The organism is Rhodohalobacter sp. 8-1 (assembly GCF_038150125.1).
Classification (GTDB): Bacteria; Bacteroidota; Rhodothermia; order Balneolales; family Balneolaceae; genus SW132.
The window spans coordinates 234,115-248,369 of record NZ_JBBVMF010000002.1; the positions used below are offsets into that span (position 1 = coordinate 234,115).

Annotated in this window: 13 protein-coding genes; 5 read left to right on the top strand and 8 right to left on the bottom strand. The window is 43.3% G+C overall.

All coding sequences use genetic code 11. The annotated features are described in order from the left end of the window. The first annotated feature begins 8 nt into the window (after positions 1-8). Genes AABW11_RS02565 through AABW11_RS02580 form a run of 4 tightly spaced genes read left to right on the top strand, consistent with a single transcriptional unit; the run spans position 9 to position 5,493 of the window. Positions 9-920, top strand: coding sequence for a peptidylprolyl isomerase (locus tag AABW11_RS02565; RefSeq protein ID WP_340103106.1), 912 nt, complete (start codon positions 9-11; stop codon positions 918-920). A 4-nt stretch (positions 921-924) separates the two neighbouring features. Continuing rightward, a complete protein-coding gene (locus AABW11_RS02570; RefSeq protein WP_340103108.1) occupies positions 925-2,337 on the top strand; it encodes a peptidylprolyl isomerase in 1,413 nt (470 codons plus the stop codon). Further along, positions 2,334-3,335, top strand: coding sequence for an AAA family ATPase (locus tag AABW11_RS02575; RefSeq protein ID WP_340103110.1), 1,002 nt, complete (start codon positions 2,334-2,336; stop codon positions 3,333-3,335). The genes AABW11_RS02570 and AABW11_RS02575 overlap by 4 nt, the downstream gene beginning before the upstream one ends. 19 nt (positions 3,336-3,354) lie before the next feature. Further along, positions 3,355-5,493: a hypothetical protein gene (locus AABW11_RS02580; protein ID WP_340103112.1), complete on the top strand. Its 2,139-nt coding sequence runs from the start codon at positions 3,355-3,357 to the stop codon at positions 5,491-5,493. 571 nt (positions 5,494-6,064) lie between these two features. On the opposite strand, the gene AABW11_RS02585 is transcribed toward AABW11_RS02580, so the two are convergent. The 5 genes from AABW11_RS02585 to der form a co-directional block, all read right to left on the bottom strand. Next, positions 6,065-6,535: a redoxin domain-containing protein gene (locus AABW11_RS02585; protein ID WP_340103114.1), complete on the bottom strand. Its 471-nt coding sequence runs from the start codon at positions 6,533-6,535 to the stop codon at positions 6,065-6,067. Between the two features lie 14 nt (positions 6,536-6,549). Further along, positions 6,550-7,005 carry a hypothetical protein gene (locus AABW11_RS02590; protein WP_340103117.1) on the bottom strand — a complete coding sequence of 152 codons (456 nt, stop codon included), beginning with the start codon at positions 7,003-7,005 and terminating at the stop codon, positions 6,550-6,552. A gap of 135 nt (positions 7,006-7,140) precedes the next feature. Continuing rightward, a complete protein-coding gene (locus AABW11_RS02595; protein ID WP_340103119.1) occupies positions 7,141-7,695 on the bottom strand; it encodes a hypothetical protein in 555 nt (184 codons plus the stop codon). A gap of 18 nt (positions 7,696-7,713) precedes the next feature. Continuing rightward, the gene (locus tag AABW11_RS02600) at positions 7,714-8,400 is read right to left on the bottom strand and encodes a NuoI/complex I 23 kDa subunit family protein (protein ID WP_340103121.1); all 687 of its coding nucleotides are present in this window, start codon (positions 8,398-8,400) and stop codon (positions 7,714-7,716) included. A 104-nt stretch (positions 8,401-8,504) separates the two neighbouring features. Beyond that, complete coding sequence (gene der / locus AABW11_RS02605) at positions 8,505-9,815, bottom strand: ribosome biogenesis GTPase Der (protein ID WP_340103123.1); 1,311 nt, start codon at positions 9,813-9,815, stop codon at positions 8,505-8,507. 105 nt (positions 9,816-9,920) lie between these two features. On the opposite strand from der, the gene AABW11_RS02610 reads away from it, so the two are divergent. Then, positions 9,921-10,154 carry a hypothetical protein gene (locus AABW11_RS02610; RefSeq protein WP_340103125.1) on the top strand — a complete coding sequence of 78 codons (234 nt, stop codon included), beginning with the start codon at positions 9,921-9,923 and terminating at the stop codon, positions 10,152-10,154. Positions 10,155-10,202: 48 nt separating this feature from the next. Here the strand turns inward: AABW11_RS02610 and AABW11_RS02615 are convergent, their stop codons facing one another. From AABW11_RS02615 to AABW11_RS02625, 3 genes are all read right to left on the bottom strand, one after another. Beyond that, on the bottom strand, positions 10,203-12,227 hold the full coding sequence (locus AABW11_RS02615) for an ATP-dependent helicase (protein WP_340103127.1): 2,025 nt from the start codon (positions 12,225-12,227) through the stop codon (positions 10,203-10,205). 132 nt (positions 12,228-12,359) lie between these two features. Then, the gene (gene msrB, locus AABW11_RS02620; protein WP_340103130.1) at positions 12,360-12,842 is read right to left on the bottom strand and encodes a peptide-methionine (R)-S-oxide reductase MsrB; all 483 of its coding nucleotides are present in this window, start codon (positions 12,840-12,842) and stop codon (positions 12,360-12,362) included. 95 nt (positions 12,843-12,937) lie between these two features. Then, the gene (locus tag AABW11_RS02625) at positions 12,938-14,146 is read right to left on the bottom strand and encodes a DUF3095 family protein (RefSeq protein WP_340103132.1); all 1,209 of its coding nucleotides are present in this window, start codon (positions 14,144-14,146) and stop codon (positions 12,938-12,940) included. Positions 14,147-14,255 lie beyond the last annotated feature (109 nt).

Genomic DNA, 14,255 nt, shown 5'->3' on the forward strand with positions numbered 1-14,255 from the left:
ATGATCAAATGTATATAAATCAATATTTTAAGCTCTTTATTTTTGTCATCATCCTGATGGTGTTTGTCTCCTGTATGACGGGACCTAACCAAGACTCATCTCCCGTTATTGCTACCGTAGGGAATGAACAGCTCACTGTGGAAACAGCTCTCCGCCATATACCGGACATTGCATTACAGCAAGATACGCTGCAGGCTTTTCAGAACTATAAGCAGCAGTGGATCAACGAAAAAGTTGCTGTGAATGAAGCTCGCCGACTTGGATTGCCCAACGATAAATCCTTTCAGGCTAAAATGGAGCGGATGGAGCAGCAGCTATTAAATGAGATGCTACACCAGTTTATACTTGCTGAGAACCCGGAAGAGCTTGAGGTCAGCCGTGATGAAGCGCAAAATTATTACCAGGCCAATCGTGATAAATTTATTTTAAATGAACGGTATGTGAGGTTTCGTCATCTTACTGCAACAACCCGTACTGCGATTGATAATGCCCGACGTGACCTGTTAAGAGGCGTTGAATGGGAAGATGTGTTAAACAAATATAGCGTAAATCCTGATCTACAGCTGCGCCAATCAACGCAATACTTACCAATTTCAATGGCAGTATCTGATATCCCCATGTTAAATCGCTATCTTAATATAATTGGTCTTTCTGAGATCTCCCCCATTCACAATGCAAATGGGCAATATCATTTTGTTCAGCTCAGGGAACTCAGGAATGCAGGCGATAATCCGGATTTTGAATGGTTGATACCACAAATACAACAATGGCTGAAACTTGAAAAATCAAAAAGAATAACAAACGCTTTCAAACGTAATCTTTATCTGCAGGCTGATTCTAACGATGAATTAGACCAGCTTCAGGGTGAGGAGATGAATACCGTCATCAACGATTATATCTCAACTTTAGAACTGAATTAAATTCATGACCCATATAAATCTGAAATCGCTACTCATATTAACCTTGCTTTGCCTGATTGGAACAGCATCTGCACTTTCACAGCAAAAACAGGTAGCAGACAAGATTGTTGCAGTCGTGAACGACCGCATCATCCTAAAATCTGATGTGGACACTGAAGTTCGCCAGTATCTCCAACAGGCTCAGGCCAGTAATCAGCAAATAACATTTTCTGAAGATCTATGGTACAGCGCTTTGCAATCGATGATAGACAGCAATGTGATGCTGGAACAGGCTGAGATTGATTCCGTAATCGTGTCGGATGAAATGGTGAACCGGGCGATGGACAGTCGTATTAACCAGATGATCCAGCAGGCCGGCAGTGAAGAAGCTCTCGAACGAGCTCTTGGAAATAGCATTGTTCAAATTCGTGCTGACTATAGAGATCAGTTTCGTGAGCAGATGACAACGCAGCAAGTTCAGGAACAAAAAATGAGCAGCGTTGAAATTACCCGTCCAGAAGTGCGAAGTTTTTTCAATGATATTCCTGAGAGTCAGCTCCCTACTATTCCCGAACAAGTTGAGCTGTCTCAAATTGTAGTAACGCCTCCTGAACTTGAAGATGCCCGCAATGAGGCTTTGCGCCTGGCTGAAGCATTGCGGGATTCTATTGTTGTCCATGGAAAGGATTTCGAAGAATTAGCGCGCAAATATAGCGATGGTCCTTCTGCTTCCCGTGGCGGACTATTGCCCATGATGCCTTTGGGAGATCTTGTTGCCAACTACTCTGCTGCTGCCTCAGCGCTCGAGCCCGGAGAGATTTCACAGGTTGTCCGTACTGATTTCGGCTATCATGTGATTCGGCTTAATAAACGCCAGGGTGACAATATTGAAACCAACCATATTTTGATCGAAATTGATGAAGAAAGTGTGGATGAGGATTTTGCAATCAATAAGCTTGAAGCTTTGAAAGACAGTGTGATTAACCATGGGGCTTCTTTTCGTGAACTTGCCCGTAAACATTCGGAAGACGAATCAACAAGCGCGATGGGTGGCCGCATCATGAACATGCAAACAGGCGAGCGAAAAATGGCTCTGAGCGATCTTGAGCCGTCATTATATCGAATCGCCCTGCTGCTGGATGAACCTGGTGAAATTTCAGATCCCCGCCCGTTTACAATGCCTCAAACTCAAAAAAGAGCGTACCGTATTGTACGGCTTGATGCCCACTATCCAGAGCACGTGGCCAATCTTGAGGATGATTATGCGCGAATTCGTGAAATTGCATTGCAAAGAAAGCGGATGCGGGTAATGAATAAATGGCTCGAAGATCTCAGGGAGAAAATTTACGTAGATATACGTGTTGACATACCGGAATCGGCAGATGATGAAAATTTGATGGCCCCTAATCAGGAATCAGTGCCCGTGGGGGAGGAATGAACGGAACTCATTCAATTCCGAACGATCCTAAAGAAGCCGCTGCTTTTTTCGAAAACTCTTTTTCACAGATTCGATCTGAGATCTCAAAAAAAGTTGTGGGACAGCAAGACGTCGTTGAGCAACTGCTGATAGCGCTGTTTTCTCGTGGACACTGCGTTTTGATCGGTGTTCCCGGTTTGGCTAAAACACTGTTGATCCAAACAGTGGCTCAAACTATGAATCTCTCGTTTAAACGCGTGCAGTTTACCCCCGACCTAATGCCCGGAGATATTACCGGCACCGAAGTTATTGAAGACAACAAACAAACTGGTGAAAAAGCATTTCGGTTTATCAAAGGACCGATATTTGCAAATATCGTTCTTGCTGATGAAATAAACAGGACACCTCCTAAAACCCAGGCAGCCCTGCTGGAAGGCATGCAGGAGGCTACCATTACGGCGTCTGGAAACAGATACGACCTCGACCTACCGTTTTTTGTTCTCGCTACCCAGAACCCGATTGAACAGGAAGGAACCTATCCCCTTCCGGAGGCTCAGCTCGACCGGTTTATGTTTAATATCTGGCTCGACTATCCTGCACTTGAAGAAGAAATTCAGATTGTTTCACAGACAACCTCTGTCCGCAATGAACAAATAAATTCCATCCTTGAGAAGGATCAGATTCTGAACCTGCAAAATCTCGTCCGGCAAGTTCCGGTACCTGATCACGTCTTGCGTCAGGCGGTTGAACTCGTGTCAAAAACCCGGCCTGGAACGGAACACTCCACTTCTTTCGTGGATCAGTATCTTGGATGGGGTGCTGGTCCCCGGGCATCACAGTTCCTCATTCTCGGTGCAAAAACCCGGGCGCTCTCCCGGGGCCGCTATAATGTTGAGCTTGAGGACCTCCATGCACTGGCTGTCCCTGTTCTGCGCCACAGAATAGTTACAAACTACGCGGCAGAAGCTGAAGGGATTTCGTCTGTGGATGTGATTAACCGGCTGCTGAAATCATTCTAAATGTAATTGAGGCTGAGGAATGACCACTCTATTTTTTCAGGGATTCAACCCGATTATTCCAATCCTGGCCGGGTTAATCCTCTTGATTGTCTGTTTTACCACAGCCTGGTGGAGCTATTCTTACCTCTCAACTGTTGCGCCATGGAAAAAATGGAGTCTGATAGCCATACGCGACTCTGTGTTCTTCATACTCGTTGTTCTGCTGTTGAATCCATTCTTTATTGACCGGAATGTTGAAACATCCAGTCCGCAGATAAATGTTTACCTGGACAACACGCAAAGTTTAACGGTTGAGCGCGGTAACTACTCTGGCCTTGAAAGTTACAGATCTGTTGTTAATGAGTTAACGTCACAAATTGACGACCGATATGATGTAAACTTTCACCTGTTCGATACAGCCGTAAATGATGGACGTGAGATCAGTGGGAACGGAACAGTCACCAACCTGCAGTCGGTTGTTGATCACCAGATTGAAAATCAGGATCAGACCGTAGCCAACCTGTTATTCAGTGACGGAATTTACACTCAGGGCCGTAACCCTGTCTTTTCGGCTCAAAACCTGGGCACGCCACTTTTCACGGTTCCGATTGGTGACACAACCGACGTTCAGGATATTGTCATCAGCGATGTGGAGTATAATGAACAGTCTTATACCAATACTGAGCAGTCGTTTCGGGTTAATGTAAACCAGGACGGTTTTGAAGGCAGTACTATTACAGTACAGTTCCTGAAAGACGGGGAACTGGCGCAATCAGAACAAATTACATTTTCAGAGTCGATATCAAACCACCTGTTGCTGTTTACCGATCAGCACACTGAGCCAGGGTTTTATGAATATGAGATCAACATTCCGGGACTTGATAAAGAGTTTACGCTGCAAAACAACAGGGAGGAATTTACAGTTGAGGTACTGGATGAAAAAACCCGGATTGCATCCCTTGCTTTTGAGATCCACCCTGATGTAGGAGCATTCAGGCGATTGATTGCGACTGATCAACAGAACGAACTGATATCAGGTACCCGTCTTTCCAACGGTGCAATGATGGGTGAAGATTTGACTTCCCTTGATACCCCTCCAGACCTGATTGTTCTTCACGGCCTGCCCGACAGTAACGATCCGTTGCTTGATTGGCTGCAGCAACAAAATGAAGTTCCTGTTATCTATTTTATGCTCCCGGCAACCCGACAATATCATCAGCGGCTTGATGATGCAAACTTTCTTGTGTATTCCATCGAAAACAGCCGCCAAAACATAATTGATATTCATTTATTACAGGAACGCGAACCGTACAGTCATCCGCTGCTTGAGTTTTCACCTCAGGAGTTCAGGCGGTTTCCTACCCTTAAAACATATCGGTCCGAAGCCGGCAGCTCCGCACTTGCTGAGATACTTTTTACAGGGGAATTCCAGAGAACAGAAACCGATATCCCGATCATACTGACAGAGTCTGGTGGAGTTCGGCGCCTCGCAGGAATAAATGCCTTTGGCTGGCATCGGTTTAATCTTACCGCAAACGAGACTGTTTCGAGATTTTACACCACTTTTTTCACAGACCTGTTATCATGGGCAGCAACGCCTCCCAATCAGCAGAACCTGAGTATCAATACCATCAAGCCAACGTTTACTGAGACAGAAAATATTGAGATTCAAGCTTCATTGGTAAACGAACGCCAGCAGCCGGAAACAGATGCCGTCATTAATGTAACGGTGATCCCCGCGGATGTTGAAGCTGATGATTTAGAATCGGATCCGCAGCGTTTTGTGATGCGCCACACCCGGAATGGAGAATATAGAGTTAACATTGGGAATCTGCCACGGGGCAACTACCAGGTGACAGGAAATGCAACAAAAGCAGACCGCCAAATTGGAGAGGATCAAGCAAGATTCAGCGTCAGTCAATCGAGAGTTGAGTTTATTAATACAGAACGAGATGATCAGCTTCTTCAACAGCTTGCATTGCGAACAGGCGGCATTTTTTTAGGTGACTACTCAGCTAGTCCAATGCTTCAGTTTCTCGAAGAAAACAACCTGGATCAAGTCGTTGAAACAGCAACCCAAGAGACACGTTACTTCAGCAACTCTCCCCTTTGGTTTGTGTTTGTGATTTTACTGCTCACCGGAGAATGGCTTATTCGGCGCTCGCTATCTTTGCCGTAAAGCGGGTTGCATAATCCCATGATTATTATGGTCATTGGATGAGTTTTTCGGTTCTACCGGAAAGTTTGTGGGTGATGGCAAAATATGTGAATAATCGCTTAGACCATGCTCAAAAATTTCCAATCATAGGCCATTGCTTTTGCAGATCCTTCACTGCGCCATTAACTGCAATGGCTCGATCAGGATGACGGGCTCAACTTTTAGCACGCGGGCGGCGTCGGCGCATTCGTTCTATTCAATATCATCGTGTCATCACGCCGCCCAAGACCCCAAGACGAATCATTGTCATTCTGAATAAAACGGTGATTTTCCGTTTTGTGAAGAATCTGTAAAAGCACCATGTTTTGTTCTCAGATAAACTGGTTTAACCTTCTGAATAACTCATCTGAATTAATCAGACTATGCATAGGATTATAACATGTACCCACAAACTTTCCGGTAGAACCAGTTTTTCTAAGAAGCTAAGTGATTTCGAATAAAAACATCACTCGTTTAAGACTCATCCGATACCTCAATCTGAAAAGTGATTTCAGAGATGAAGTAAATGTTGAAACCGATCATTACAGCCCAACTACGACATCAAAGCCTTCTGAATGGCTTTGAAATCAGGAAGTTTACCGGAATCTTCCAGCACTTCAGCATACTTTATTACGCCATCGTTACCGATGATGAAAGAAGCTCGTTTGGGGACACCTTTTATCCCGAAATAGTCATCGTAAAGTACGCCGTAGGCTTTGGAAGCCTCTTTGTTGAAATCACTTAGAAGCGGAAACTTAAGGTTGTTCGCTTTCTTAAACACCTTAAGCACAAAAAAACTGTCAGCACTTATCGCAGCAACGGTAGTATTAAGCGAATTATAGAGTTTCATATTATCGCGCATGGTGCAAAGCTCGTCAGTGCAGACACTTGAAAAGGCAAGCGGGAAAAACGTGAGGAGTATATCGCCCTTGTCCTGTTGTTGTAAATCCTGTAAAGAAACAAGGTCGCCCGACGTATTAGTTAATGTGAAATCCGGAGCTGTGTCGCCTGCTTTTAATGCCATTCTTTTAAATGAAATTAACGTTTATGTTCAATTAATATGGATGGAAACTTAAAGCTTGTGATGATCATTCCGGCAGCGATAAATAAATGAACCATAGGTTGTATTATAATGCTATCGAATTCCGGGTACCAGTAAAGTGTAAATGCGACAATGTAGAACAGGATAGCGAGATAAAGCAGGTATCCCTTTTTAACAGCCCTCGAATACATCACAACCAGTCCTGTAAAGATGATTAGTGCTGTGGCCTGAATCGATAAATTTGTTATAAATTCAAGTATTTCACTGTCTATGAAATAGGCATAAAATGGAATAATTATCAGCGGGAAGTACGAGTAAATTACCGGGTGCCGTGCGTACCGGGGCTGTATTAACCGCACTGATATCAACAGAAATACGAGCACCAGAAGGGTTACAGACAAATGAGCAAGATCAATGTAATGAATCAGTTGTTCGGAATTAACAATAGTCATGCTAAACGCAGCTGCGTTCAGTAAGAGAATGACATAGCTTAAATACTCGGGATGCGATAACTGTGAAATCCGTCTATAAACTACGATACAACAGAAAAGTGAAATCAGGACAAGTAAAATCTGGCTCCACAAACTTTACTCCTCTATGTTATGGCGTTGACGTGCTTTGGCGTCAACCTGCCGATTTGCTTGCTTATTGTTTTGATAAATAAGAACAAGATCGGCAATTTCTTTAAGAATTTTTCGCTCATCCCGCACCATTTTATTAGCGAAATCAAATAGCCTGATGGACTGATGACCAGACTTAACTTCTCGCTCCCAGTCAATCAATGGAATTTTTTCGAAAAGATTTAACACAGCTGCTCTGTGTTTGCTTATTTTCCTCAAAATTTTCTGAACATCTTTCTCATCTTCGGGAAACTCGAATGTTTCATCGTACGATTCGAAATTGTTGAGCTGAAGTGAACGCGGATTTGAAAAGCTTTTTTCAATAAGAGGACGGTAATAATTTTTTTGAGCATGATCGATCAAAGCGAGCATTTGAATGATCGACATGCCATCAGAAGGTGCTTCTGTATAAGGAACCTCGTCAATGATGTACATCAAAGCCTCAGCCTCATCCTGAAGATATTTTGCATCCTCAAGCAGTTCTTCATACTGTTCCTGAGTAACTTCTTGATCAGATGTCATAATCTCACCCACAACAAATTAAACAGACCAATTTGAAGACGCTTTTGTCTCGTCGTTTTTCTTCTGCTGTTCAAGCATATCTACGAGAGAGAGTCCTGTATTCCAATCACGGTCGCGATCCCGGACGGAGTGAATGTTGTTCTCTTCCTGGAAATCCCAAAATTGTCCGAATTGGCGATTTTTGTATTCCTTGAGAAAATCGAGCCGTTCTTTGAGATCTTCTTTAGGAACAAGCAGACGCTCCTTATCATAAACCGCGTCCTCTCTTGATTCAAAAACGATATCGTAATCCTTACTCATCACAATGGCTTCTTCAGGGCAAACCTCTTCACAGTATCCACAGTAAATGCAGCGAAGCATATTAATTTCAAAGAAATCAGGATAACGCTCTTTTGGATCATCCTCATCTTCATTTGCCTGCATGGAAATGGCAAGCGGAGGACATGCACGTGCGCACAAACCGCATGCTACGCAACGTTCTTTCCCATTATCCTCAACGAGTACCGGACGCCCCCGGAAGATGGAAGGCGGATCCCATTTTTCTTCGGGATAGTTCATTGTAAACGTAGGAGCGAACATCTGTTTGAAGGAGTACCAAAGGCCTTTAAAGATCTCCGGCAAATATAGATTTTCAAGAAACGATAATTTTCGTTCCCGCTGAAAATCTTCCGTTAAAGCATTCGAAACCGGCTTGTCTAATTCCATTTAAAGAACTGTCTGTTTTTTGAAATGTGATAATATCTTGTAGTCAATCAATAAAAATAACCTTTTGCGCTGTATCGTTCAATGTTATTTCAGTATTCACAAACTTATTTCTGGCGAAAGACCATGGTAATGGGTACACCCGTGAACCCGAATTCTTCCCTGAGTTTATTTTCGATAAATCTCCGGTAATTTGGCGGCAATTCCTGTGGATTATTCATAAAGAATTTGAAGACCGGCGGATTGCTTTTTACCTGGAGTGCATATTGAATTTTAAGCTGACGGCCACGTTTCATTGGTAAGGGACGTTCTTTCAATATTTTTTGGACGAAGTCATTCATTTCGGGTGTACTGATTTTCTTCCGGCGTTCCTGAATCACCATCTCAGACATATCGAGCACGCGTTCAATCCGCGTCCCCTTCAAGGCAGAAATAGAAATGACGGGAATATAGTTTGATGTTCGAATACGTTCGTAAATATATGTTTCGAACTCTTTGTGAACATTTGAATCTTTGTCCGGCACAATATCCCACTTGTTGAGAGCGATGATAATTCCCTTATTGTATTTTTCGGCGTCGCGGATAATTCGTTTGTCCTGTGCATCAAATCCCCTCATGGCATCCAGCAAAAGCACAACAACGTCAGAATCGCGGATGGACCGGTCTGTCCTTACCGTACTGAAAAATTCAATATTTTCTTTAACTTTTGCGCGTTTTCTTAGCCCTGCCGTATCAATCAGCGTGTACTCTCTGCCATTATAGGTGAGTTTACTGTTGATAGAATCACGGGTCGTACCCGGAATATCCGTGACAATACAGCGATCATTTTTGAGAAGTGCATTCATGAGTGAACTTTTGCCAACATTAGGCCGGCCGACAAATGCAATTTTTGGATTTTCATCCCTTTCAGCATCCACTTTCTCTTTTGGTAACAGTTCCACAACACGATCCAGAAGGTCACCGGTTCCTGTTCCGCTGATTGCAGATACCGGAAAAATTTCATCCAGCCCAAGCTCGTAAAATTCCACGGCATTCATCGCCCGTTCTTCATTATCGCTTTTGTTTGCCACAACAAGAACAGGTTTATCAACCCGGCGTAAAATATTTGCAACCGACTTGTCGAGTGTATTCAAACCACTCTCAATATCGACCACAAACAGGATGACGTCCGATTCTTCAATGGCAATATGTACCTGTTCGCGGATACCTTCAACGATGACACCTGCTTCCTCCGGCAGGTAACCACCTGTATCGATTACATTAAAATCACGTCCGTTCCAAAAACTTTCACCATAGTGACGATCGCGGGTAACACCATATTCATCATGTACAATTGCCTGCCGCTCTCCGAGTAAACGATTGAAGAGAGTAGATTTTCCAACATTAGGTCGTCCTACTATAGAAACCGTGGGTAACATCTGATAAAGTTAATTCGTAAGTTATGTGTGTGCTTTGCCAACACACCTGATATTTTACTGAATGGCAAATATTAACACTAAAGGTAACGATAAATAAGCAAGAAAATGCTTGAATCATTTTACAATAATTTCGGATTTGTAGGGTCACTCATTATTTCGTTACTGATCTTTCTCTTCTTTATTTTCTGGATGGGCGGTGTAGCCGGAATCTGTCAGGAGCACGAGGGAAAAAAGGAATCCATCATACGCCTCGCTCTTGCTATTTTGATTCCAGTATACCCAGTTATATGGATTATTTCAGACATGATATCTCAGAAAAAGCAGTTGCGCCGATTGTAGATTTTGACACCTAAATCTGCAATATTATTTCCAAATAAAGCCTATAAACTACTTCCCATCAGTTAGTTGCGTGTCGATACCATCCTCAATTGCAGGTTGTTCCGGTTCCTCAACAAGCATCCATGGCTCCAGCAAAGTATCCGGAATATCTTCTATGAACCGGGATGGATTTGTAAAGTAATCTCCATAAAAACTTTGATGCATAGCCGGGTATGTTAAAAAGAGCTGATCTTTGGCCCGTGTGACCGCCACATACACCAGCCGAATCTCTTCCTCCATTTGCTTTGGATCTTCAATAGCATAACCGGATGGAATAATACCATCAAGGCACTGAATCAAAAAAACCGTTCTCCACTCCAGACCTTTCGCTGAGTGGATGGTGCTGAGCACGAGCGGGGATTCATCTTTTGAAGCGGCCTCTGTTTCGATAGCGGTTGCCTCAATGGGATCAAGTGCAACCTCTTCTATCAGGTGCTGCAGCGACCGGTAGCTTCCGGATATGTCAACAAATGTTTCGAGATCCTTCATCCGTTTGGGATGGTCATCAAACCGCTTTTTACAAAACGTGCTGTAATATTCCACAACAGTCTTAAGCTGATCCGGAACGGAGCCATCATATTGTTTCAAATCAGAGAACAAGTTACTCAAAGCCCGGAGTTGTTCCAGGTACCTGTCACTTGCATGAGGCGCTTGATGCGGTTTAAATGGGTCGCTACTGTTCTGCGCCCACTGGAAAAACTGTTCCGCCGTCTTTGGTCCAATGCCCTCCATCAGCATCAGTGCCCTGTTCCAGGAAATAGTATCCTGTGGGTTGATGAAGATTTTCAAATGTGCCAGCACATCTTTCACGTGAGCAGCTTCTGTAAACTTCTGGCCGCCGAATTTGACAAAGGGGATATCTTTCTTGTTCAGCTCCACTTCAAGATCATACGAATCCCGGCCGTTTCGAAATAGCACGGCCATGTCTGAAAGCTCCCTGCCCTGCTCCCTCAGGTTCAAAATCATTTGCGTTAAAAATCTGCTTTGATCATTCACGTTTGCCGCTTTCACGAGTCCTGGCAGTTCCCCCTCTTCACGATTGGTAAACAATTCTTTCTTGAATGTCTCTTTTGATTGAGACAAGACACGGTTTGCCAGATCCAGTATTCGCTGGGTTGACCGGTAGTTCTCCTCAAGTTTAATAAGTTTTGTGCCTTCAAACCGCTCAGGAAATTGCTGCATATTTTCCGGTTCAGCTCCCCGAAATGAGTAAATGCTTTGAGCGTCATCTCCTACCGCCACAACGTTATTGTGAACCGAACTGAACAGTTCCGTCAATTCAGCCTGTAGTGAATTTGTATCCTGGTATTCGTCTACCATCACATGTTTATGAGAGTAAGCAACTTTCTCGCGCACATCTTTGCTGTCTCGCAAAAGGTCTCGTGTATTGACAAGCAGATCGTCAAAATCCATCACATAATTGACCTTCTTATAGTTGTTGTAATCATCGAACAGACTCTGTATTGCATCAGTGTGTTTTTTGAACTGAGGATACTCCTTCTCGAGCACATCATGAATTGGAATCGTTTTGTTAACCGACGTGCTGAAGATGGAGTAGAGCGTGCTTTTTTTAGGGAACCGTTTTGTCTGCTTGATGGAACTGAGCCGGCCGCGGAGCAAATTTATAGTGTCCATTGCATCGGAAGAGTCGATAATCGTGAAATTCTCCGGGTACCCCACTTTGTCGGAATATATATGAAGCAGCTTACTGCAGTAGCGGTGAAACGTCCCTCCTTCAACCCGACGGCACCTGTCGTCCAGAAGCATGCTTGCGCGGCGGAGCATCTCACCTGCTGCTCGTCTTGTAAATGTTAACAGCAGAATGGATTTGGGATCAACGCCGCTTTCAATCAGCCGGGCTACACGATAGATGAGTGTCCTTGTTTTCCCGGTACCAGCCCCTGCAATTACCAGTGCGGGTCCTGAGTTGTGCATGACCGCATCAAACTGAGCCGTATTCAGCAGGTCACGGTACTCAATCTTAAAATCTTGAGAAGCACGGGCATCTTCTTTTTGTAAAACAAATTTTTTCATACCGCAAACTATGAAATTTTTGCTGTATGTAAAATTTATGTAATGATATTACATCACACAGTTACAAAACTACCCCATTTTGATGGATGTGAATATAGTTTAAGGGCAGCACAGATTCTATACCTCTAAATTCTAACTTTCTTCATCCGGTTTAGGGACAAAATAAAGTGCCTTGGAATTCATGCAGTACCGAAGGCCGGTTGGCTCAGGTCCGTCATCAAACACATGCCCGATGTGTGAGCCACAGCGTGCACAAACAGTTTCAGTTCGGGTCATAAACAAGCTTTTATCAACTCTCTCATCTACTGCACCCTCCCGAATGGGCTCCCAGAAACTCGGCCAGCCGGTTCTGCTGTTATATTTTGCATTGGAATGAAACAGCGGATTACCACATCCTCTACACAGGTAGACTCCCTCTTCGTAAAACCCATCATATTCATTTACATACGGTAATTCTGTACCTTCATTTCTAAGGACTCTGTACTCCCCCGAACTAAGCATCTTTTTCCATTGCTCTTCAGTGTGCTCAACCGTTTTGGAGTTATCAGTGTCATTTAACGCTTCCTGGTAAGTTATAGATTCTAAAAAATCGGTGTGTTCTTCTTGTGTGGACATAGATTGCTGGCTGTGAGAGTTACATGCGGTTGATATTAAAACAGCGTACAAAATAATGGACTTCAAAAAAGTGTATCGTAAAGTGCTAAATCTCATTAGACGCTTGAATTTATTTTGGATTTCTGTGTGTTTAACTGTTTCAGCTGCTCTTTTAGTTCCACTGATGCACTTGCGTACCCTCCATTGGTGCCGTCAATAAAATGCACATGCATTTTTTGGTAGTCGGTAACAAAACATGTGGTCATGGAAGCAGGAGACGAATGTGTTCCAAAAACGAGATTACCCTTTCTGTATTGCGCCTTCAGATAGGACCTTAGGCGGATACGCTGGTCAGTGGTTCCGGATAAAACAAGTTTCAGACCATCGCTGAATTTTTTAAAATCAGCATTTTTAACAAAATCAGTCTTATAATCCCCCCAATCTGTATGTTTTGTTGATATTTTTTTCTTCATCAAATACCATCCGGCCAGCTGCGTGTAATAAAGCTTGAAAAAATAAACCGCTTTTTTAACCAACGTAGCCGGGTATGATCTGATTGTTGCTTCACCTCTCAGGGATTTTGGTTTGATTGACAGCGTCATTCCCTCCTCTTTAACGGGTGCATAATCAGATTCGTCACCGTAAATTTTTTCAATCATCTGAAAACACTGTTTGTAGAACTCACTACGTTCAACATCATTTTCGATAATTGATTTGATGATGACTGAAATCACTTCATCTTTTTCCGACGGTATTTCATTCCAGCGGCATTCTAAACCGCTGAAATTGCCTTCTACCATCTGAACTAACGAAAGATTATTTTCTGGCTGTTTGATGATCTCTTTTATATAGTCAACACCATCTCCCCAAAAGATAGCTTGACTCACGTGGTCGGAGAGCAAATATTTGCCAATTTTAATGTCTCTGCCATCTTTTCTGATTTGCGCCATTGATTGACATCCAGCCGCAAGCTCAAGTCCGAATGACGAGTTCACAGCCTCCTTGCAGTATTTCAACAAACCCAGAATGTGATCTCTGCCGACATCTGGCATTGCAATAGTCACACCATCACCTCCAAACACAAACGGTATCTCCAGATCAGGAAAATCGTTGATGATGGCCGCTATAGCACAAGCACCAGCCATATTTACCGCTCTGTATTTGCCATTTGATATGGCTTCAGTTGATCCGCGGATATCAGTGGCAATAACAAGCCAATCATCTGGCAATGGCCGATATTGACGAATATCAACAATTTCAGAAAACTGGTCGATACCTTGCAAATCTCTAAAAAAATGCCGGTTGTTGATAATCTTACTACTCATAACATTTTGTACAATCTTTCTAAATACTCAAAGTTACACCGTATATTTGCACCAACCTCTTACTGCTATATTTTCTATCACCACTTAAACAAGATTGGTTTACACTAAT